Origin of the sequence: Legionella busanensis (genome assembly GCF_900461525.1) — a bacterium.
Lineage (GTDB): Bacteria > Pseudomonadota > Gammaproteobacteria > Legionellales > Legionellaceae > Legionella_C > Legionella_C busanensis.
On sequence record NZ_UGOD01000001.1, the window covers coordinates 2,185,133 to 2,207,186 of the forward strand.

The following is a 22,054-nucleotide window of genomic DNA, read 5'->3' on the forward strand; positions in this document are numbered from 1 at the left end:
AGATAAGAAACGTAGAATAATCAAGAGTTATTAATATATTTTGTCTGATTTTAATGAAAGTATCGTTGATTTATCAAATGTTTTAGGTGATTCTTATTCGCATTTGACGTTTAAAGATAGCTAAATTAAGTATAATTAAATTAAGGAGTTTTAATTGAATAGAGTGCAAGGAATTGAGCATGATAAGGGTTAAAGGTTTAAATAGAGGATTTACCTTAATTGAATTGATGATAGTAGTTGTTATTGTAGCTATACTAGCAGTAATTGCTTATCCTAGTTATCAAGATTACATTACTCGAGGTAGGCGTGCTGATGGACAAGCTGCTTTACTTGATTTGGCAAGCCGTATGGAACGATACTACACACAACAAAATACTTATCAAACAGCAACAATAGGTACGGGTAATGCAACTGATGTAAGAGGAACAAATTTATCTCCAGATCAATGGTATACTCTATCAATCACAGCACAAACACCCTCTACTTACACCTTACAAGCAACCCCTAGGAACCAACAAGCAACTAATGATACTCGTTGCCAAACTTTAACTTTGAATAGCTTGGGCGTAAAAGGGATTGGGACGGGCCCCGGAGGTGCACCAACTGGCCCTGTGTCTAAATGCTGGTAGATTAGGTCAAAATATGATTTACAAATGAACAATAAGGCTTCCAGCGAAACAATTACTTAGGTATAATTATATTAGAATATAAATAGGTTTAGCTTATGTCGACTAAATTAAAACAATTAACAAAGCTTCTAGCAGATTCCTTACACGCTTTTACAGATAAAGCGGGACTATCTACAGATATAGCATTAGAAGAACTATCTGGGCCAAATGATACCATTTTATACAATTTCCTTGTAAAAACCTTACAAGAACGTGCAGATCGTGAATCCTCTTCTAATGAGAATACTCTTTCAGGCGAAGCAAGCAAGCTCTTAGAGGAACTGGGGGATTTAGCGCAGCGTGGTTTGAAGGATGCCAAAGATGTCATGAAATTTTTGGAATCCAAAGCTGGTGAAACCTTACGTGAACAGATAATAGCAGAATGCATTAAGGAAATTGATGAAGAAGAAAATATGCGTCACGAAATTAGGGAACAGCAAGAGCGCCGTCATCATATATTAGCCTATTTACTTCATAAACTGGCTCATAGAAAAAGTGAGTATTGGAAAAGAATTTGTGAATATGCGCAAGAGCAAATTGAAAAACTTCTTAAACATGAACAAGATATACACAAATTTCTTAATACTGAAGATCCTATTGAATTAAAAGAAACTTTAGAATTAACTGAGGAAATTATAGAAAAAGCTCAAAAAGATTTAGCGGGCAAAGAAGCAGAAATAGCTTTAATTAACAAAGAACTCTTTAAAATTGACGAGTATAAAGAAACAATTGATAAGCGCTATGCCGCTTTTGAAACTGGTCTAGATGAAGTTAATCAGTTTGAATTGCAAGATCCAACCGATCCTGGTAACACGGAAGCCATAAAAGATAATATTGCAAACCGTATAACCAAAATTGAAAACCAATTAAAGGAACAGACATTAGCAATTGATAAATTACTTGCCAGTGAAAACCCTGCAGATGAAAAAAGGGCCATGGACTTAATGCATGAACATAATAAATTGCATATGCAACTTGCGATGCTAAAAGATATGCATGACGTATACGAGGGCAAGAAAACGCTTTATGATGAACATGGTAATGAAACAAGGTCATTTGCCGAAGCTGTTTATATTTTAAAGCCTGATCAAAAATTTATTAAAGAGAATAATACGTTTCTTCTGATTGATAAAAATACTGATTATAAGGATGAAAAATGGAAAGAAAAAGCTGCGGCAGCATTTGTTAAGCGTAAGCCTGAACTGGTGGTAATTCCAGGCCTTGTTAAAGAAAATAAGGAAGCAGAAAATAAATTTCATCAAGAAAGAGCAATTAACGCAAGCAGCAAGCGAGGAAGACAAAGTACGCTTAACCAGGAAATTAATCAGTTAAAAAATCAAATTACCCATTTACAAGCGACAAAAGCAAGTATTGAAGCAGAATTACGTAGATCTAATCACGATTTAAAGAAAGCACAACGCATGCAATCTTCAAGACCCAGTGATTCCCATGTGCCATTACAATCAATACTTGGCCGCGCTGTAACAAACGATATTGAAACAACTAGAAAACAAGATTATCAAAGACAACAAATCTATACGCCTACTCCAACGGCGCCAAAGATGTAAGCTTTCACCTATAGCACCGCGCTAAGCTTTATTAGAAGGTATAAGAGAGTAAGGCGCAAGCATGCACTAATAAATACATGCCTGAGCTGAACGAACTTGTAAGGTAGTATAAAGCTTAATGGTGGTGCTAAATCTTAACGATAGATAAGTTTAATTTCTTCATTTTTTAAAACGAGGATAAGAAAAATTTTTATCGTAATCAAGATAATCTAATTGCTTCAGATACTTGCTAAGAAGCGCTAACTCTTCTACCATAAGTGCATTGCCGTTTGATCATGAAGAGTATAATGACTGATAAATTATTTAACACACAAACAATTATTGTGACGCTAGATGTTGATGCATTACTTTTTAATAGACTTCAACAAGTTGCCCAAGCTGGCTTCTCCGCTGTTGAAATAAATACCCATGATGAAACCTTACTAAAATCAATTTTGCAACAATTCCCTAAGTTACGTATTGGGGCAGCTAATATTATTAATACTCAACAATTAGAAAACTGCTATCAGGCAGGAGTTCATTTTGTTTCCAGTCCAGGATTTTTACCGGCTATTGCTCAAACCGCTTCAATTTACTCAATTAATTATTTACCGGGGGTTGCTACCATCTCTGAAGCTATGCAAGTTATGGCTTTAGGATATTATCAAGTACGTCCATATCCTTCAACGCTGTCTTTTTGTGTGTTATTAAATAGATGTTTACCAATGTTACGTTTATTTCCAATGGAAGTTGAGTGGGACGAGGCTGAGCATTATTTATCTCTACCTTCAGTAGATGCAGTCAGTATTTTAAATCCAGAGGCTACCCAATTAAGCACGTTGTCGACAGCTATTTTTGCTTAAATCGAGTAATAATAGAAAAGCGCCTATACAAATGGCGCTATCCGCTATGTTAAATACAGGCCAATAAAAATTCTTATAATAGACTTGAATAAAATCAACGACATAACCTACTACTGCGCGATCGTATAGATTTCCTATAGCGCCACCTAAAACTAAGCTTATGCCTGTCAGTTGTAGTTTTAAGTGCCTTGGCGTGCGTAAAAGCCATATTAATAATACAGCACTCATTACTAAGCTAAATATAGCGAATAACCAACGTTGCCAACCACCTGCATTACTTAAAAAGCTAAATGCAGCGCCTGTATTATAAGCCAAAGTGAAATTAACCATTGGCAATAAGGGCTCAGGTTGATAAGGCAGGAGTTGGGTTGCAGCCCAGAACTTAGAAAGCTGATCAATACCAATAACTAATAGACTTAAAAGTAACCAGGGCCATTTTTTCATGCGAAGTATCTAACCTCATCCTTTCCAGTTATATTGTTTACACAGCGGTTGCATAAATCAGGATACTCTGGATTTAAACCAATGTCATCTGATCGATGCCAACATCGCGCACATTTTTCCATTTCACTCGCTTTAACAGCAATGGCTAAATCTAATTCTGTATCAATATTAATGTCAGCAGGCTTCTCATTTAGTGGTTTAACGAGCGCTGAAGAAGTAATCAATAAAAAGCGTAACTCTTCACCTAGTTGAGTTAATTGTTCTTTTAAATCTTGACATGCGTAAAGTGTTACTTCAGCTGCTAAGGCTGAACCAATAATACCTTGTTGGCGTTTAGCTTCTAATGCTTTATTAACTTCATTACGCACATTTTGCAAACGTTGCCATAAATTCATATCGACATTACTAATTGTGGGCCATGCTGTATACCAAGTTTCTAAGAAAACTGATTCTATTGTTTGACCAGGAATGCACTGCCATACTTCTTCTGCTGTAAAAGAGAGGATAGGAGCAAGCCAACGCGTTAAAGCTTGTATAATATGATACATGGCTGTTTGGCAGGAACGACGTGCCAAACTATTTTTAGGTGTAGTATATTGTCGATCTTTAATCACATCCAGATAAAAACTACCCATATCTACAGCACAGAAATTATGAATTTTTTGATAAATAATATGAAAATTATATTGTTTATAAGCCGCTAAAATCTCTTCTTGTAATAGTTGGGTTCGCTTAATAGCCCAGCTATCAAGCGCCACTAATTGTTCAGGCTCTATGAGATGATTTTCAGGTTCAAAGTCGACTAAATTAGCTAATAAAAACCTTGCAGTATTACGAATTCGCCTGTAAGCGTCACTCGTTCGTTTAATAATTTCTTCAGAAATACTTACCTCATTACGGTAATCGGTCGAAGACACCCATAATCGTAATACGTCAGCACCGTATTGGTTAATTAATTTATCCAATGAAACATAGTTACCTTTTGATTTAGAAAGTTTTTTACCTTCAGAATCAACTGTATAACCATGGGTTAAAACAGTTTTATAAGGTGCATGGCCATACATGGCAACTGCTGTTGTTAAAGATGAATTAAACCAACCACGGTGTTGATCTGAGCCTTCAAAATAAACATCTGCGGGTAAGCCTAACGCTTGATTTTGCATCAAAACACTGTAATGAGATATACCTGAGTCAAACCATACATCTAATGTATCAGTTAATTTATCATAATCATTAGCATCTTGACCTAAAAGCTCTTCAGTGTTTAAAGCGAACCAAGCTTCGATACCCTCTTTCTCGACCCGTTTAGCCACCTCTTCTAGCAATATTAAAGTATTGGGATGTAGCTGCCGTGTTGCTTTATGAACAAATAAAGGAATAGGTGTTCCCCATGCTCTTTGGCGTGATATACACCAATCAGGCCTGTGCTCAACCATATTAGTAATACGTGGTTTACCCCATTCAGGAACCCAGTTAACTTTATCTATTTCCTTTAAAATATGTTGTCTTAAGCCATTTTGATCCATGGAGATAAACCACTGCGGTGTGGCTAGAAAAATCATCGGTGTTTTATGGCGCCAGCAATGAGGATAACTATGATTGATTTGTGTTTTATGAAGGAGCCTATTTCTTTCACTAAGTAATTCAATTATTGGTTCATTTGATTTTAAAACAGACATTCCACCAAAGTACTGCACATCCCCTGTATAACAGCCATTACCCATTACAGGATTGACTAAAGGTAAATTAAAGGCTTTCCCTACTGTATAGTCGTCAACACCATGAGCAGGCGCGGTATGGACACAACCTGTACCTGAATCAGTTGTAACATGTTCACCCGTGATAATAGGAACTAATCGTTCATAAAAAGGGTGTTGTAATTTTAAGTGAGTAAAACTTTCACCTGGAAGATTGTCACAAGATTGATAATTTAAAAATCCATAACGACTCATTACTTGTTCAACTAAATCTTCCACAATTAAAAAGTAAGATTCGCCGCTATCAACTAAACTGTAATTTAACTTAGGATTTAATGTTACAGCTTCATTTGCTGGTAATGTCCAAGGTGTTGTAGTCCATATAGGAACTATAACGGGTTTAATTGGTAAAGTTTGTCCAAATAAACTAATAAATTCATTCGGGTCATTAGCATAAAATGCAACATCAATAGAGGATGATGTCTTATCTTCATAATCAACTTCAGCTTCAGCAAGCGCTGAACCACAATCAATGCACCAATGAACTGGTTTAAAACCTTGCTGCAAATGACCATTTTCAATAATTTTACCTAATGCACGAATTATATTTGCTTCATAGTCATAATTGTAGGTTGCATAAGGTTCATTCCAATCACCAAAAACACCTAATCGTTTAAATTCTTCTCTTTGTATATTAATCTGACTTTCAGCATACTGGCGACACTTAATTCGAAATTCTTTAGCATCTACTTTTACCCCAGCTTTACCTATCTTTTTCTCTACATTTAATTCAATAGGCAAACCGTGGCAATCCCATCCGGGCACAAAAGGCGCATCAAAGCCACTTAATGTTTTTGATTTAACAATAATATCTTTTAAAATTTTATTTAAAGCATGACCGCAGTGCAGATGACCATTAGCATAAGGTGGGCCATCATGCAAAATAAAGCGCTTGCCATTTGCTCGGGCTTGTCTAATCTTGTTATAAACATTGGTTGTATACCATGTTTCTAAAAACTGCGGCTCACGTTGAGCAAGATTAGCCTTCATGGGAAAAACTGTATGGGGTAAATTAAGGGTATCTTTATACTCTGCCATTCTATAACTACTCGATTATATAAAATTAAATAATATTATATAGACCTCTTTGCAAACTGTTATTGATAACCAATCTCAGCCAGAAAGTCTTCAAAGCTTGTCCCCATGTAGATAGAGGATGCTCATGTATTTCATGTACGCTACGCTTTTTTAGTCCTTTTGTTGGATGACTTTGTCTCATCCCTGCCAGCTTAGAAAGAAGTCTATATAATTAAACAAATAAATCATTAAAATAACACTTCGCCTCTTTAATATCATAGTGTATTTGCTGAACTAATTTTTCAACAGAAGAAAATTTAGCTTCATCACGTAATTTATGTAAAAAAATAACTTTTAGCATTTTGCCATATAAATTACCATTAAAATTAAATAAATGTACTTCTAATACATTGTGTTTACCGTCAACAGTTGGCCTACATCCTAAATTAGCAATACCATTTAAGACTTGGCCACTTTCATCTTGGACTTGAACACAAAAAACACCAGTGAAGGGTAAATTTAGACGTTTTAAATTTAGGTTCGCTGTAGGAATACCCCACTCACGCCCTCGCTTTTGTCCCTCAATAACCCTACCACATAAACTATATGGCCTACCTAACATTTTTTGTGCATCTGTTAACTGGTTTTGAGACAGTAAATTTCTAATTTTTGTTGAACTTATACGTTGCCCATCTAAAACATAATTAGCGAAAATATCAATAACACAATCAGATTTTTTAGCCATACTAGCTAGTAAATTAATATCACCTTGCCTGCCCTGCCCAAAACGAAAATCCTCACCAACTATAAGATATTTAGCATGTAGTAAAGAAAAAAAATAAGTTTGAGCAAAATTAGTAGCTAACATATTAGCTAACCTTTGATTAAACTTAAGACAACAAAGATAATCGATTTGAAGTTTTTGTAAGATTTCTATTTTTTCTCTTAAGTTAGTAAGGCGTGCTGGCGCTTTTTCTTTATAAAAAAACTCCCCGGGTTGAGGCTCAAATAACAAAACGACAGAAGGCAATTTAAGTTTTAGAGCCGCAGCTTTAAGCTTAGCTAATAGCGCTTGGTGCCCTAAATGCACGCCGTCAAAATTTCCTATCGTCGCTACAGTCCCTGCGTTAAGGGCAGATACTGAGTCTAAACCACGCAACAGCTTCATATGCTCTTTAAGATAAAAGGTTGAATTATACCTAGTTTAGGTAGATATACGAAATATAATATTAATTTCTAGAATATAATAAGTATAAATCTTGCACTAAATAGTAGAAAAATTATCTTTACCATTGAATAATTCTCTATTGAAGATTCAATAAATGATACACTTTTTTGACATAAAAGGATTTAACCTTTTATGCCGATACTTAATATACTAAGGTCGATCATCAACTTCACGACGCTGCGTAGGAAGAAAATCTTTTCTATCAAGCCCCATACCCACTGCTAAAGCACCAGCTACATAAATAGAAGAATACGTTCCTACAATAATACCTATTATCAAGGCAAGCGAGAAGCTACGGATTGTTTCGCCACCATAAATAAAGAGGGCAACAACAACGAATAACGTAAGCAGTGAAGTCATGATAGTTCTCGATAACGTTTGATTGATCGAAATATTCATGATTTCTAAAGGTTCAGCACGCCGAATTTTGACAAAATTCTCTCTTACTCTATCAAACACGACAATTGTATCATTAAGCGAATAACCTATTACAGCTAAAAGACCTGCTAGTGCTTTTAAATCAAATTCAACGTGAAACATAGCAAATATGCCTAATATCAACACGGGATCATGAATTAAGGCAACAGCAGAACTAACTGCCAGGCGGTATTCAAAACGCATAGCAATATAGATCATTGTTCCTAGTAAAGAAACGATAATAGCTAAAGCACCCTTTGTTGCTAATTCCTCACCCACCTGTGGCCCTACAAAATCAACGCGTTGCTTAATAGCCCCTGGCGGTAAAGCACTCATGACCTTATCAACTAAAATGCTTTGCTCTTGATTCATACGAGGAGCAATACTAATTAAAACATCTTTAGAAGTGCCATAGCTAATAACTTGCGCTTCTTTAAAACCAGCTTGATAAAGATTATCGCGAATCGCAGTTAAATTAGCTGACTCAGGAAAAGACACCTCGATTTGCGTCCCTCCCGTAAAATCCAGGCCCCACTTTAAGCCATTAATTACTAAAGCGCTAATTGAAACAATGAAAATTAGGGCAGAAAATATAGCCGTCCACTTTCTTGCCCCCATAAAATCTATTTTTGAGTTTGGATTAAAAAATTCCATCTATTTCTCGCCTTAAATACCTATAGATAATTTTTTTACATTCCGTCCGCCATAGTACCAATTTACTATAGCCCGGGTATAAGTAATGCTTGTTAACATGGAAGTTAATAAGCCTAATGATAAGATAACTGCAAAACCTCGTACGGGCCCAGTTCCTATCGCAAATAACACGACTCCAACAATTAAAGTTGTAACATTAGCATCAATAATTGTTGAGAATGCCCGATCATAACCTGCATAAATTGCTGCTTGTGGAGACATGCCATTACGTAGTTCTTCACGTATACGTTCATAAATTAAAACGTTTGCATCAACTGCCATACCCACTGTTAAAACAAAGGCCGCGATACCAGGTAGTGTGAGCGTAGTACCAATTAAGGACAATAATGCACTTAATAAAACAAGGTTTAAAAATAAGCCAATATTTGCTACTAATCCAAAGAAACGGTAGTAGACTAACATCAGTATTAAAATTAAACCCATGCCAACTTCTAAAGATACAATACCGCGACGTATATTTTCTTTACCCAGTGAAGGACCAACTGTACGTTCTTCAACAGGATAAATAACTGCCGGTAAGGCACCAGCGCGCAGTAATAAAGCTAAATTACTAGCTTCTTTTGAATCTGTTAAGCCGGTAATTTGGAAGTTATTTCCTAGTGCATTTTGAATAACTGGAGCACTAATTACGCGTTCTTCACGATGGGAAACCCGCTTAGTAACGCCATTTAAGGTTTGTAGGGCTGTTTTCGTTTCTACAAAAACAATTGCCATCCGTTTACCAATGTTCTCACGCGTTATTTTGGTAAATAAACTTTCACCACCGCCACCAAGTTGAACTTGTACAGCTGGTGAAGCAGTTTGTTGATCAAAGCTAGAAACAGCACTAGTTATTGAATCACCACTTAATACTACTTGTTTTTTTAGTAAAATTGGGTGGCCATCCATCATATAAAGTTTACTATTAACAGGAACTGCACCTGTTTGTTTAGCAACCTGGGGATCATTTTCTTGATCGACAAGATGAAATTCTAAGGTTGCTGTACCACCTAAAATTTGTTTTGCCCTAGCAGCGTCTTGAATGCCAGGCAAGTCAACAGCTATTCTTGTCGCTCCTTGTTGCTGTACAACCGCCTCACCAACACCTAACTCATTAACTCGATTTCGCAAAATACTCATCGTTTGTTCAATGGTATTTTGTCTTAAACTATTAAGCTCAGTTGGTGCTAAAGCAACAACAAGTGTGTTTGTTTCTTTTAATTTATTAACAACAATACCTGGTAAGTTGCTTTTAATCTCAAGAGCGGCATCATCAATCGCTTCAGGGGTACGAAATATAATATTGATGCCTTTATCGGGAAAATAACGAATACCTGCATAACGTATTCCCTTTTCTCGTAAATCTTGACCAATATTTTTCATTAATCCTTCATAACGGCGATTAATCAAACTATCAACATCAACTTCTAAGAGAAAATGAACGCCGCCACGTAAATCAAGGCCTTGTTTCATCGGCTCAGCATTGATTTTCCTAAACCAACTAGGGGTAGCAGGCGCTAAATTTAAAGCAATTGTGTAGCCTTGACCTAACCCCTTTTTAAGGACATCTTGAGCTAATAATTGAGTGTCAGTTGAGGTGAATCTTAGTTCAACACTTTCATTACTAGTAGTGATCGAATTATATTTGATTTGCGCCTCAGCAAGGATATTAGTTACTTGCTGTTTAAGTTGTTCCGTATCTATTGTTGTTTGCGAAGATATTTGGATAGCTGGATCCTCACTGTATAAGTTCGGTACAGCATAAATAAGACCAATTACAGCAACAATAATTAACGCTATATTTTTCCAAAACGGATATTTGTTATGCATCATAAGTCTAGTCCCTACCAGCTTAAAGGGCTTTAATAGTACCTTTAGGTAATACTGCCACAACAGCATTACGTTGAACGTTAATATCTACACCCTCAGCAATACTAATTCTAATAAATTGCTCATCTATATTAGCTACTTTTGCTAATATACCTCCTGAAGTAACAATTTCATCTCCTTTTTTTAAATTACTTATTAGCTCTTTATGTTCCTTTGCTCTCTTACTATTCGGTCTTATTATCATAAAATAGAATAAAACAAAAATTGCAACTAGCATTACTAAAGGAAATGCGCCATCGGCTTGGTTTGCATGTGCTGGTGCAGCTGCAGCCATTGCATTCGTGATAAAAAAACTCATATTGGTCTCCTCAAATTTGCCATTAGACCTTTTGCCTAATTCATTCCTTTTACATTAATAAGACCTAAATGAAAATACTAAAATTATCACTGCAAAAGTCCTTACAACATCATAAGGTTTTATAAAGATCAAATTAGGCAAAAGGTCTATCTTATCGTTACCCTAAAAAATAAGGCAGAACAAAATTGCGTGACATCATATCGGGATTTTACGCTGACGTAAATGAGCATCGACACAATTCAATTCTTTAATTTTGATTAATAAGATAATTTTGACAGTAATAAACATTATGCTGTATTAAATAACGCTGTGCTAATAGCGGTGTATGCTGTAGTAAATGATGTAAATAAGCTCGCGTTAATTGCCTGTTACAAGTCTCGCACTGGCAATTATGTTTAAGTGTCTGGTAATCCTGTTCGAAAGTTTGCTCAAGGATATTAAATTTTTCCTTTTCATCATAAAACACGCCTTGCATACCATCTTCTGCCGGCAAATTTGACTGAACACTATAATTGTTTTGCAAAAGAAGTTGCATTTCGTGTAATTGAAATGCACCAATAAGATAAAGCTTATTAAATTTTGGCAAATTTTTATATAGATAGTCAAAGGGTTGCTCTGTAAAGCTATAATAATAACCTGTTGTAGTTATATCATCTTTGGCCTCTTCGAAATGTAGGTAAAGCTCAATTTCAGCTAAAAGTGGTTGCCAAAACTGTTTAAAATAAGGTGCACTTCCCAAAGGAAGTAGAACTTTATTTGGTTTAAGTGTTTTGATTAAAGAAGATAATTCAAGCACAGAAATTTGCACAAGTTGACCATCATAACTAGAGCGAATTTCATACACTCCCTTAGCATTTACAGGCTTTAGTAAAGCATTTAAAACCAGATCCCCAGACCAAGCTAAATAATCTTGTAAATGAGTTAATTTCTGCAAAACAGGTAAACCAGGCTTTACCAATAATTCATCTAATTGATAAGCAACTATTTTGGCGCCAGCATTTTGCCAATTTGCAAAAGTAAGGCAACTCCCAGCCTGACTTGATAAAAGTGGAATATAGTGACTTACAGCGTTTTCTTGCATCTTCATAATCCATTTACAATAATAAACAAGCATCGCCATAACTAAAAAAGCGATACTTTTTAGCAATTGCTTCTTTATACAAAGCCATCATCTGCTCATAACCTATAAAGGCTGCGACCAACATTAATAAAGTTGATTCAGGTAAATGAAAATTGGTAATTAAACCATCACAAATTTTAAACTTGTAACCCGGATAAATAAAAATATCGGTTTCTCCCTGGCCTGACTCTAAATAACCTTTTTGAGCTGCACTTTCAAGGCTTCGTAATGAAGTTGAGCCAACAGCAATCACGCGTTTACCTTGTGATTTCGTTTTATTAACCAGTTCACATAAAGTTTCGCTAATAACATATTGCTCTTTGTGCATCTTATGGTCGGTGATATGATCACAACGCACAGGCCTAAACGTCCCGGCTCCTACATGAAGTGTGCAGTAACCTATATTTACTCCTTGGTTTTTTAATTCAGTTAAAATATCTTCATCAAAATGTAGACCTGCTGTAGGGGCTGCGACGGATCCTTTATGCTCAGCATAAATTGTCTGATATCGTTCTTTATCTTTAAGTTCATCAGGACGCGTTATATAAGGTGGTAAAGGAATATGACCAATTTCTTCTAACATAACGTCAATGTCACCTTCAACCTGACAGCGGTAGAGATCATTAACTTTTTCAATTATTTGCACCTGCCAATTAGAACTTAGGAAAACAGTCATGCCGGCACGCAGTGCTTTGCTTGCTTTGATATGAGTTAAAAAATGATGATCATCTTGGATTCGCTCAATTAAAAATTCAACTCGCCCACCTGTTTCCTTTACACCAAAGAAACGAGCGGGAATAACCTTAGTATTATTCATTACTAACAGATCACCAGGTTTCAAAAGTTTAGGAAGATGGTCAAATTGATGGTGGTTATAGATTTGCTCTTCTCTATTATAAAATAATAAACGGGAGTCACGACGATTTTCTAAAGGATATTGAGCAATAAGTTCCTCAGGTAAATCAAAATAAAAATCTTGCCTCTTCATCAAACAACCTATTAATCATATTGGCTACATTATAGCCTTAACACTGCAGTTTAGCATCCTTTATCTACTTTAAACCTTAGTGTTATTGACTATAAATCTGTTAATAGTATTGCTATAATATTTTAATTATTATTAAGCATTATTTATATGTTGTCTTTACGCCAAGTTACCCTCTCCCAAGGTAATAAAGTTTTACTTAATCAAGCCTCATTAGCCTTGCACGAGAAGCAAAAAATTGGGTTGGTTGGTAATAATGGCTGTGGTAAATCAAGTCTTTTTAGCCTAATTTTAGGGCAACTTACTGCTGATGATGGAGAGTGTCAACTTAATCCACAGCTACGTATCAGTCATCTTTCTCAACAATTACCTGATAGCGAAGAAACTGCCCTAGATTTCGTTCTCGCCGGCGATGAAAATTATTTCCTCTTACAACAACGCTTAAAAGAAGCAGAAGATGTAAAAAACGATGCGCAAGTAATAGCTTGCCATGAACAGCTAAGCCAAACAGGCGGTTATAGTAAACCTGCCAAAGCTGCGGCAATTATGGATGGTCTTGGCTTTGAATTTAGAGAACAGCAACAGCCTGTCAATAGTTTCTCTGGTGGCTGGCGTATGCGTTTAAGTCTTGCTCGCTGTTTAATGAACCCTGCTGATTTGATTTTACTTGATGAGCCAACTAACCACTTGGACATGGAGGCTATTTTTTGGCTAGAAAAATGGCTTAGACAAAGTCCTAGTAGTATTATTGTTATTTCACACGATCGTGAATTCCTTGATGCATTTGTAACGCATATTCTTCATATCGAACAGCAAAATACATTTTTTTATACAGGCAATTACAGTAGATTTGAACAGGCACGCGCCCAAAAGTTAGCACTGCAACAGGCAACTTATACAAAACAGCAAGAAAAAATTAATCATTTAATGTCTTTTGTTAATCGTTTTCGAGCTAAAGCAACCAAAGCAAAACAAGCACAAAGTCGTCTTAAAATGATTGAAAAAATGGAGGTAATCGCCCAAGCACAGGTTGATTCCCCCTTCTCTTTTGAATTTTTTCCGTGCCCAAAAACTACCTCTTCTCTGATTCGTTGTGAGCAAGTTGCCGCTGGCTATTCAGTAGATATACCTATTCTAGAACAAATCAATTTAATTATTAATTCAGGTGCACGTTTGGGCTTATTAGGACCTAATGGCGAAGGAAAATCAACATTAATTAAAACCCTTACCGGGAATCTTCTACCTCTTAAAGGAGAGATTTCATCTTCTGCTCATTTAAATATTGGCTATTATGCCCAGCATCAATTAGAAGAATTAGATCCTAAATTAAGTCCCCTTGAAACAATTCAGGCACTTTCTCCTACTGCTACTGAACAAAGTATTCGTGATTTTTTAGGGGGATTTAATTTTATAGGTGATATGGCTGTTAATGCGATTCATTACTTTTCAGGCGGAGAAAAAGCACGATTAGCTTTAGCGAAATTAGTTTGGCAAAAACCTAACCTTTTACTACTTGATGAGCCTACTAACCATCTTGATTTAAGTATGCGCTCAGCAATAGAAATTGCCTTACAAAGTTATGAAGGCGCTTTAATCTTAATCTCTCATGACAGGCACCTTCTACGTAGCGCTGTTGATGAGTATTATCTAGTTTACAATAAACGGATCCAATCCTTTAAAGGTGATTTAGATGATTATTATGTTTGGCTAGCTGATAAAACTAATGGCAAAAAGCAAGCCGTTCAGGAAAACCATATAAATAATAATTATAAAGAACGTAAGAGCTTACAAAATAAACTGAAGAAGTTAGAACAAGAAACTTATAATTACCAACAACGTTTAAATTCTCTTCAAAATGATTTGGCTGATGAAACACTTTATACAAACAATCACTCAGAAAGATTGCAATCTCTGTTAAAAGAGCAACAGAAGGTTAAAAAGCTTCTGCTGATTGCAGAAGAAGAATGGTTAAATGCTGCTTCTCTTTTAGAGGAAATAGGTGGTTAGCCTCAATCTTTTTGTAAACGGTTCTTACATTATGGCAATTACGAACTTAATCTAGTTTGCAGCAACTAACTACAATTATTGGCGCAAATAAAGTATTTTAATAAGATTTATATTTAAAATTCTCTCTTAATTGTACGATATAAATTTATGTCTTTCTCTATAAAATTCTTTGTTATCCCCGCGTAAGCAGGGATCTATCCCTTAATTAGCACTGAGGCCAATTTCCACATTGATTCCCGCCTGCGCGGGAAAGGCATTTAGTCACACAACAAAGCTACGTTAAGTACTTTGTCATCCCCGCGTAGGTGGGGTTCTATTCCTCAATTAGCACTGAAATTAATTTTTATGTAGATCTCTACCTGCTCGAGAATTATAGTTTAATTTAAGAAAAATAAGTGGGAGAAACTGGGTAAAAAGGCTTTGCAGATTGTGCTTATTTCTTCAAAAGCTGTAAAAGCTCTTTAGCCGCTTCCTGCTCAGCCCTACGTCGGTTTGAACCAGAACCTATTGTAGTTTTAGCAATGCCAGTTACAGTACACGAAATATAAAAAATTTGTTCATGTTCTTCACCTTCTATTCTAATTAAATTGTATTCGGGTAAAGGTTTTTTTCTAGCTTGAAGAAATTCTTGTAATTGTGTTTTGGCATCCTTTAAATTAGTTTGTAATTCTTTATTTTCTAAGCGTGAAGCATATAATTTAAGAATTAGGTTTTGACAAGCTTCCATGCCACCATCTAAATAAACCGCTGCAAACACAGCTTCGAGTGCGTCCGCTAAAATAGAAGCACGACGAAAACCGCCACTTTTTAACTCGCCCTGTCCTAAATATAAATAATCACCTAGTCCTAATTCTGCTGCAATTTCAGCAAGTGTTTCACCCTTTACTAAAAAAGCACGTAGTCGACTTAATTGGCCTTCACTTTCTTGTTGAAAGCGATTAAAGAGTGCATGTGCAATAACAAAACTTAAAATGGAATCACCTAAAAATTCAAGCCGCTCATTATTAGTTGTACCAACACTACAATGAGTTAGAGCTTGCTTTAAGTAAGCTATATTTTTAAATTGATAATCTATTTTTCGACAAAGTCGAGATAAATCAATGGGAATCAACAGTGACCTCTTGCGATTCATTAAAATTAAATAAAAGGTTTATATTAGAAATAATTGGCCTAATAACATCGTATTTGACTGTAACAAGATAACGATTCTCTTGATCAGTCGGTGTAACATTTATATTCTCAGCTGGAATATCATTTATTCCATTGATATAAAGTTGATTCATTAATTTTTGTTTTAAAGAACCCGCGTCTATTGTTTCATCACCTTTTATGTTACCAAGCGCTTTAATCGAATTTTTTACTTCGTAATTCTGAATATAAACCGGAACCACACGCATGACCAAAATACCAACAAACACAATGACAACTGCTATAAGCAAAAATCCAATTAAAGTAATTCCTTTTTCTTTATTCATTATTTGATCCTTAGTGAATTAAATGTCCTAATTTCGACCATCTAATACTATCTGTTTTCCCATTCCAACTCATCCATACTAAAAATGCTTTACCACGTAAATATTCATCAGATACAAATCCCCAATACCGGCTATCTGCGCTATCATCACGATTATCGCCCATCATAAAATACTGCCCTTTAGGAACTTCTATGTCGAAATCATAAGCGGCTATATCAGGGCGGACATAAATATCATGTTCAACGCCATTAAGGTTTTCACGATACTTAACAACAGCTTTCCCGGAGCTTTCATCTATTGTCCGCTCAACAAAAGTTTGTTTCATTTCTTGACCATTGATAGTTAATACTTTGTTATGATAGGCAACTTTATCACCTGGAACCCCAATGACACGCTTTATGTAATCATAGGTTGGATCAGGTGGCCAACGAAATACAGCAATTTCGCCTCGCTTTGGGTTAGCAATAGGAACAATTTTTTTCTCTACCACCGGAAGACGAAGACCATAAGCAAATTTGTTAACAGCTAAAAAATCACCTACTAATAAAGTTGGCTCTAAAGAACCAGAAGGTATTCTAAAAGGCTCAATTAAAAATGAGCGCAGTAATAATACAATAAAAAAAACGGGGAAAAATGAGCGTGCATACTCAATAATTTTATTTGGTTTTTGATTTGGTGTTCTTTTCTTTTCCCAGAACAAAATATCTAACAAATAAATCACACCGCTTACAAATGAAAGAATAACTAATATTAAAGCAAAATTCATGTTTATTTTCCTAACAAAAAATTAACCTAGGAAAGTTAATAAAAAAGTTCATCAACAGTTGTTTAAGTAATTACTTTTTTCTATCTGTTTGAAATACAGCCATAAATGCTTCCTGTGGTATTTCAACGTGGCCAACTTGCTTCATACGCTTTTTACCTGCCTTTTGCTTTTCAAGTAACTTACGTTTACGAGACACATCACCACCATAGCATTTTGCAGTAACATTTTTACGTAAGGCTTTAACAGTCTGCCGAGCAATGATATGACTTCCTAACGCCGCTTGAATAGCAACATCAAACATTTGCCTTGGTATTAATTCACGCATTTTATCTGTTAATGCTCTACCTCGAGACTGGGCAGTACTGCGGTGCACGATTACGGCCAACGCATCAACCTTTTCACTATTAATAAGGACGTCTAATTTTACTAAGTCAGCTTCATCAAAACGCAAAAAATTATAGTCTAGCGAAGCATAGCCTCTACTAACCGATTTTAAACGGTCAAAAAAATCTGACACTACCTCGCTCATTGGTAAGTCATAAGTCACAGATACTTGGCGTCCACTATAAGTCATATTAACTTGAACGCCTCGTCTCTCAACACATAAGGTAATAATTTGTCCTAGGTAATCATTCGGCACTAATATATTTGCTCGAACAATAGGCTCAAACATTTGTTTAATTTGTTGAGTAGGCGGTAATTGAGATGGGTTATCAATCATTAAGGTTTCACCCTTAGTAGTGATAACTTTATAAACTACAGTAGGCGCTGTTGAAATCAAATCAAGGTTGTACTCTCGTTCTAAACGCTCCTGCACAATCTCCATATGGAGCATACCTAAAAATCCACAGCGAAAGCCAAAACCTAGCGCTTCTGATGATTCAGGCTCATAAAATAACGATGCATCATTCAAACTTAACTTAGCCAATGCTTCGCGAAAGGCTTCAAAGTCATCGGCACTGATGGGAAAAAGCCCTGCATAAACCTGTGGTTTTACGCGTTTAAAGCCCGGTAATGGTGCTTCCGCTTGAAATTTTTCAAGGGTTAGCGTATCTCCTACGGGGGCGCCATGAATATCTTTAATGCCTGCAACAACATAACCTACTTCACCAGCTTGTAAGATATCCTTTTTCGTCCGTTTAGGTGTAAAAACACCTATTTGATCTGTTTCATAAGCTCGGCCAGTTGACATAACCCGAATTTTATCGCCTCTGCGTAAAGTCCCATTTACAATACGAACAAGGGAGACCACGCCAAGGTAACTATCAAACCATGAATCGATGATTAAAGCTTGCAGCGGTGCCTCCGTATCACCTTTTGGTGGCGGAATATATTCAACTAAGGCTTCTAAAACATCTTCAACACCTAAACCACTTTTAGCACTTGCATGAATGGCATGATGTGCTTCAAGGCCAATAATATCTTCAATCTCATTGATAACTCGTTCAGGTTCTGCTTGCGGCAAGTCAATCTTATTAAGCACGGGTAAAACTTCTAAATTCTGCTCTATCGCTGTATAACATACAGCTACTGTTTGTGCTTCTACACCTTGAGCTGCATCAACCACTAAAATAGCGCCTTCACAAGCAGCAAGTGATCGAGATACTTCATAACTAAAATCAACGTGTCCTGGCGTATCAATAAAATTAAGTAAATAGGTCTTACCATTTCGTGCTTTATAATTTAAGGAGACGCTTTGTGCTTTGATAGTGATACCTCGCTCGCGCTCAATATCCATTGAGTCAAGAACCTGCTCAGCCATTTCCCGATCAGTAAGTCCACCACAAATTTGTATAAATCGATCTGCCAGCGTGGATTTACCGTGATCGATGTGAGCAATAATTGAAAAATTGCGAATTTGCGCTAAGTCGCTCAAGTGAAAAACCTATTATTAAAATAGCTCTATTCTAGCTTATTAATTGCCTTGCAGAAAGACTGTTTTAAGTTGTATTTCGCTTTAAAAGTTATAAAATCCAAATAAAGTCAACAAGGAGCATTGTTGTCACTAAATTTCTTGCATAAAATAGCCTTTTTATATAAAAAGGATTGCCATGCGTTTAATCTTAGCATTGATCTTTACCATATTTACTTTTTTTAATACTTACATAAGCTATGCTGATTCAGCCCTTATTAAACATCCTGATGTGCAAAAGTTTATGGATTATATGGTTAAAAAACATGGCTTTAGTAAACAGTATATTGTGCAAGTCATAAAAGATGTGCAAATTCAGCCACAAATTATTGAATCAATGGAAAAACCTTATGAAAAGAAGCCTTGGGACATTTATAAACAGCTCTTTTTAACTCAGCAGCGTATTGAAGGTGGTATTGAATTTTGGAAAGCAAATCAAAAAGCTCTAATACAAGCTGAGAAGCAATATCATGTCCCTGCTAGTGTTATTGTAGCTATTATTGGTGTTGAAACATTATATGGAAAACATCAAGGAAATTACCGGGTACTTGACGCCTTAGCAACGCTAGCTTTCAATTATCCAAAACGCTCTGCCTTTTTTACTAAAGAGCTCACCGAATATTTATTACTTTGTCGTGAACATAATGTGCCACCTACTCAATATTTTGGTTCTTACGCAGGAGCCATGGGCAAGCCTCAATTTATGCCTAGCAGTTATCGCTATTATGCAGCTGACTTTTCAGGAAATATTAGAAAAGATCTCATGAATGATGATCAAGCCGTTATTGCTAGTGTTGCTAATTATTTTCAAAAACATGGTTGGAATTTAAATCAAGAGGTTGCTCAACCAGCACGCGTTACAAGCCCTAAAGTTAAGCAAATTAATACAGCGTATAAGGATGCTGTTTATGCCCCTAAACAACTTTTAGCCGCTGGTGTTCAGCCATTAGCAAAAATTAAAATCCAACCTAATAAAGTTGGTTTAATTGCGCTTGATACAGCCCGAGGTTCTGAATACTGGCTTACGTATCCAAATTTTTATGTTATTACTCGTTATAATAATAGTCCACAATATGCCCTTGCTGTTTATTTACTTGCTCAAGAATTACAACATCAATGGGCAACTTTATCGCTGAAAAAAACAGCTTACGTTTAATTCATCTTAGAGAATTTAAGAAGTTTTTATGATAAGGAACTATGTAAATTAAAGTCTTTAAAGCTATTTTGGTCATTTTAAATTTTATCGGTATACTTCTTTTGATACTGTACCGTTAAAACGAACAAGGATGAGTGTGTCTACCTGTTTTCTATTTATAAAATATTTAACTGATGAAGGCTGTTTAAGCTTAAGTTTAAATGCACAAGGTACTCTTGACGCACCACTGGCTCAACGTAGCTTTGCAGAACTTCAACAATTGCAAACCATTTCTACAAAAATAATTGTTGTTGCTCCTGCAGAATATTTTAGTTTTCATCGCGTCGAATTAGCCTGGCTGCCAGAAAAAAAAGCTCGCGCAGCCATTCCTTATGCTTTAGAAGAAAAATTAGCCGAAAATGTTGAAGAATTACACTTTAGTTTCGATAAACATCATTATTATCAAGACCATTACTTAGTCGTTGTATGTAAAAAAAGCTATTTAACGCAAATTATTTCGCTACTTGATGATCATAATATTCAATTTAATTCTTTTACCCTTGATTGGTTTGCTTTAGATAATAATGAAGCCTGCCTTATCAATAATAATTTATTAGTTCACGATGATTTAGCTTTTAATGGTTTATTAAATTTAGAACTAGCAAATGTTTATTTCAAACAATTACCGTCAGATCTAACTGTTTATATTTTTGATGAAAATCCAGTTATAACAATACCGCAATCATTATTAATTCATGATGAGCCTTTAGTATGGATTGCTAAACGTCTGCATACTCGTCATTTGCTTAATATTTGTCAAGGACCGCTTAGCCATAACCCTACTACTAGTAAAGTCAAAAAATGGTATTACGCGGCGGCTACCATGACACTATTATGGTTAATTAGTTTGTTAACCTTAACTAGCCTTAAAATTCACGCGCTTAATACCAAATTAACTGAAGTAGATGGCCAGATTGCTACCATCTATCGGCAATTTTTTCCGCAAGCACAACAGGTTATTAGCCCTCGTTTTCGTATCAGTCAATTACTTAAAGGCCAGAGTAACCCGGATAATAATTTCTGGGTTTTACTAAACGAACTAACAGAAACACTTAGTAATAACAATTCAACAATTGAACAATTACGTTTTCAAAATCAAATAATGCAAATAACTGTTATTAGCAATGATTTTAATTCGCTTGAAGGATTACAAACTAGCCTACAACAAAGACGCATTAATGTACGGCAAACGCAAGCCTCTTCTAAAGATGGTCAGGTTGTAGGGGTTTTGGAGCTTAGTCTATGATAAGTTATTGGAGCAATTTAAACGAGCGGGAAAGATGGCTAGTAGGATTAGGGCTTGCTTGTCTCATCATTTATCTGTTTTATTTATTAATATTTTCTCCACTCACCTCAACTGTTGAGGAGAAAGAACAGCAACTTAAAGAAAAACAAGAAACTTTAGTGTGGATGCAACAAGTTAAACAACAATTACCTAATAATCAACATTTACAAGCTGTCTCTAGTAGTAAATTGTTAAGCATTATTGCCACTGAATTAACCAGTCAAAATCAAAATTTTCAAAAACTTCCATATCAATTACAACAAACAAGCCAGGGTGATATTCAACTATCTTTTGATACAGTTCCCTATAAGATTTTTTTATCTTGGTTATGGCAATTAAATACCCGTTATGCGATAAGTTTAAAACAAGTCATGATAGAAAAAACAGCAACCTCTGGCTTAGTTAAATTAACCGTTATTATTGCAAGCAAAGCAACTTAAGTTAATTTAGATGATAGTCCTATCATCTAAACAGTAACATACCTTGC

At 35.6% G+C, this 22,054-nt stretch carries 19 protein-coding genes; 7 read left to right on the forward strand and 12 right to left on the reverse strand.

The genetic code is table 11. The features are described 5' to 3' along the window. The first annotated feature begins 179 nt into the window (after nt 1–179). The 3 genes from DYH30_RS09750 (at nt 180) to DYH30_RS09760 (ending at nt 3,078) form a co-directional block, all read left to right on the forward strand. The gene (locus DYH30_RS09750) at nt 180–629 is read left to right on the forward strand and encodes a type IV pilin protein (protein ID WP_115331481.1); all 450 of its coding nucleotides are present in this window, start codon (nt 180–182) and stop codon (nt 627–629) included. A gap of 95 nt (nt 630–724) precedes the next feature. Then, nucleotides 725–2,236, forward strand: coding sequence for a hypothetical protein (locus tag DYH30_RS09755; protein ID WP_115331482.1), 1,512 nt, complete (start codon nt 725–727; stop codon nt 2,234–2,236). A gap of 284 nt (nt 2,237–2,520) precedes the next feature. Continuing rightward, nucleotides 2,521–3,078: a beta/alpha barrel domain-containing protein gene (locus DYH30_RS09760; RefSeq protein WP_115332547.1), complete on the forward strand. Its 558-nt coding sequence runs from the start codon at nt 2,521–2,523 to the stop codon at nt 3,076–3,078. Here DYH30_RS09760 and lspA read toward each other — a convergent pair. The 8 genes from lspA to queA all read right to left on the reverse strand — a co-directional run bounded on the left by lspA (nt 3,046) and on the right by queA (nt 12,930). Further along, complete coding sequence (gene lspA / locus DYH30_RS09765; protein ID WP_115331483.1) at nt 3,046–3,522, reverse strand: signal peptidase II; 477 nt, start codon at nt 3,520–3,522, stop codon at nt 3,046–3,048. The two genes, DYH30_RS09760 and lspA, sit on opposite strands and share 33 nt — an antisense overlap. Beyond that, entirely contained in the window at nt 3,519–6,317 is a 2,799-nt protein-coding gene (gene ileS / locus DYH30_RS09770; RefSeq protein ID WP_115331484.1) for an isoleucine--tRNA ligase, read from the reverse strand. The genes lspA and ileS overlap by 4 nt, the downstream gene beginning before the upstream one ends. A gap of 211 nt (nt 6,318–6,528) precedes the next feature. Further along, the gene (ribF, locus tag DYH30_RS09775) at nt 6,529–7,464 is read right to left on the reverse strand and encodes a bifunctional riboflavin kinase/FAD synthetase (RefSeq protein WP_115331485.1); all 936 of its coding nucleotides are present in this window, start codon (nt 7,462–7,464) and stop codon (nt 6,529–6,531) included. A 210-nt stretch (nt 7,465–7,674) separates the two neighbouring features. Further along, nucleotides 7,675–8,595: a protein translocase subunit SecF gene (gene secF, locus DYH30_RS09780; protein ID WP_115331486.1), complete on the reverse strand. Its 921-nt coding sequence runs from the start codon at nt 8,593–8,595 to the stop codon at nt 7,675–7,677. 12 nt (nt 8,596–8,607) lie between these two features. Continuing rightward, nucleotides 8,608–10,464, reverse strand: a complete 1,857-nt coding sequence (gene secD / locus DYH30_RS09785; protein WP_115332548.1) for a protein translocase subunit SecD — start codon at nt 10,462–10,464, stop codon at nt 8,608–8,610. A 22-nt stretch (nt 10,465–10,486) separates the two neighbouring features. Beyond that, complete coding sequence (yajC, locus tag DYH30_RS09790; RefSeq protein WP_115331487.1) at nt 10,487–10,822, reverse strand: preprotein translocase subunit YajC; 336 nt, start codon at nt 10,820–10,822, stop codon at nt 10,487–10,489. Between the two features lie 247 nt (nt 10,823–11,069). Continuing rightward, nucleotides 11,070–11,903 (reverse strand): hypothetical protein, encoded by an 834-nt coding sequence (locus tag DYH30_RS09795; protein WP_160116190.1) that lies wholly within the window; start codon nt 11,901–11,903, stop codon nt 11,070–11,072. Nucleotides 11,904–11,916: 13 nt separating this feature from the next. Further along, nucleotides 11,917–12,930 (reverse strand): tRNA preQ1(34) S-adenosylmethionine ribosyltransferase-isomerase QueA, encoded by a 1,014-nt coding sequence (gene queA / locus DYH30_RS09800; protein WP_115331489.1) that lies wholly within the window; start codon nt 12,928–12,930, stop codon nt 11,917–11,919. Nucleotides 12,931–13,077: 147 nt separating this feature from the next. Here queA and DYH30_RS09805 point away from each other — a divergent pair, with 147 nt between their 5' ends. Further along, the gene (locus DYH30_RS09805; RefSeq protein WP_115331490.1) at nt 13,078–14,934 is read left to right on the forward strand and encodes an ABC-F family ATP-binding cassette domain-containing protein; all 1,857 of its coding nucleotides are present in this window, start codon (nt 13,078–13,080) and stop codon (nt 14,932–14,934) included. A gap of 433 nt (nt 14,935–15,367) precedes the next feature. Here the strand turns inward: DYH30_RS09805 and rnc are convergent, their stop codons facing one another. The 4 genes from rnc to lepA form a co-directional block, all read right to left on the reverse strand. After that, the gene (gene rnc, locus DYH30_RS09810) at nt 15,368–16,042 is read right to left on the reverse strand and encodes a ribonuclease III (RefSeq protein WP_115332549.1); all 675 of its coding nucleotides are present in this window, start codon (nt 16,040–16,042) and stop codon (nt 15,368–15,370) included. After that, nucleotides 16,032–16,409 (reverse strand): DUF4845 domain-containing protein, encoded by a 378-nt coding sequence (locus DYH30_RS09815; protein ID WP_115331491.1) that lies wholly within the window; start codon nt 16,407–16,409, stop codon nt 16,032–16,034. Before DYH30_RS09815 ends, rnc begins: the two co-directional genes overlap by 11 nt. Nucleotides 16,410–16,419: 10 nt before the next feature. Beyond that, entirely contained in the window at nt 16,420–17,175 is a 756-nt protein-coding gene (gene lepB, locus DYH30_RS09820; protein WP_115331492.1) for a signal peptidase I, read from the reverse strand. A gap of 70 nt (nt 17,176–17,245) precedes the next feature. Beyond that, nucleotides 17,246–19,051, reverse strand: a complete 1,806-nt coding sequence (lepA, locus tag DYH30_RS09825; RefSeq protein ID WP_115331493.1) for a translation elongation factor 4 — start codon at nt 19,049–19,051, stop codon at nt 17,246–17,248. A 175-nt stretch (nt 19,052–19,226) separates the two neighbouring features. On the opposite strand from lepA, the gene mltB reads away from it, so the two are divergent. The 3 genes from mltB (at nt 19,227) to gspM (ending at nt 22,007) form a co-directional block, all read left to right on the forward strand. Next, the gene (mltB, locus tag DYH30_RS09830) at nt 19,227–20,243 is read left to right on the forward strand and encodes a lytic murein transglycosylase B (RefSeq protein ID WP_115331494.1); all 1,017 of its coding nucleotides are present in this window, start codon (nt 19,227–19,229) and stop codon (nt 20,241–20,243) included. A 136-nt stretch (nt 20,244–20,379) separates the two neighbouring features. Then, entirely contained in the window at nt 20,380–21,528 is a 1,149-nt protein-coding gene (gene gspL / locus DYH30_RS09835) for a type II secretion system protein GspL (RefSeq protein ID WP_160116191.1), read from the forward strand. Continuing rightward, nucleotides 21,525–22,007, forward strand: a complete 483-nt coding sequence (gspM, locus tag DYH30_RS09840; protein WP_115331496.1) for a type II secretion system protein GspM — start codon at nt 21,525–21,527, stop codon at nt 22,005–22,007. The genes gspL and gspM overlap by 4 nt, the downstream gene beginning before the upstream one ends. The last annotated feature ends 47 nt before the right edge of the window (nt 22,008–22,054 follow it).

What these genes read in the sequence shown, in the direction of transcription:
- DYH30_RS09815 (WP_115331491.1), bottom strand. Translation starts at nt 16,409, where the DNA reads ATGAATAAAGAAAAAGGAATTACTTTAATTGGATTTTTGCTTATAGCA.
- yajC (WP_115331487.1), bottom strand. Translation starts at nt 10,822, where the DNA reads ATGAGTTTTTTTATCACGAATGCAATGGCTGCAGCTGCACCAGCACAT.
- DYH30_RS09755 (WP_115331482.1), top strand. Translation starts at nt 725, where the DNA reads ATGTCGACTAAATTAAAACAATTAACAAAGCTTCTAGCAGATTCCTTA.
- mltB (WP_115331494.1), top strand. Translation starts at nt 19,227, where the DNA reads ATGCGTTTAATCTTAGCATTGATCTTTACCATATTTACTTTTTTTAAT.
- DYH30_RS09795 (WP_160116190.1), bottom strand. Translation starts at nt 11,903, where the DNA reads ATGCAAGAAAACGCTGTAAGTCACTATATTCCACTTTTATCAAGTCAG.
- lspA (WP_115331483.1), bottom strand. Translation starts at nt 3,522, where the DNA reads ATGAAAAAATGGCCCTGGTTACTTTTAAGTCTATTAGTTATTGGTATT.
- DYH30_RS09750 (WP_115331481.1), top strand. Translation starts at nt 180, where the DNA reads ATGATAAGGGTTAAAGGTTTAAATAGAGGATTTACCTTAATTGAATTG.
- queA (WP_115331489.1), bottom strand. Translation starts at nt 12,930, where the DNA reads ATGAAGAGGCAAGATTTTTATTTTGATTTACCTGAGGAACTTATTGCT.
- lepB (WP_115331492.1), bottom strand. Translation starts at nt 17,175, where the DNA reads ATGAATTTTGCTTTAATATTAGTTATTCTTTCATTTGTAAGCGGTGTG.
- gspM (WP_115331496.1), top strand. Translation starts at nt 21,525, where the DNA reads ATGATAAGTTATTGGAGCAATTTAAACGAGCGGGAAAGATGGCTAGTA.
- ileS (WP_115331484.1), bottom strand. Translation starts at nt 6,317, where the DNA reads ATGGCAGAGTATAAAGATACCCTTAATTTACCCCATACAGTTTTTCCC.
- secD (WP_115332548.1), bottom strand. Translation starts at nt 10,464, where the DNA reads ATGCATAACAAATATCCGTTTTGGAAAAATATAGCGTTAATTATTGTT.
- DYH30_RS09805 (WP_115331490.1), top strand. Translation starts at nt 13,078, where the DNA reads ATGTTGTCTTTACGCCAAGTTACCCTCTCCCAAGGTAATAAAGTTTTA.
- secF (WP_115331486.1), bottom strand. Translation starts at nt 8,595, where the DNA reads ATGGAATTTTTTAATCCAAACTCAAAAATAGATTTTATGGGGGCAAGA.
- ribF (WP_115331485.1), bottom strand. Translation starts at nt 7,464, where the DNA reads ATGAAGCTGTTGCGTGGTTTAGACTCAGTATCTGCCCTTAACGCAGGG.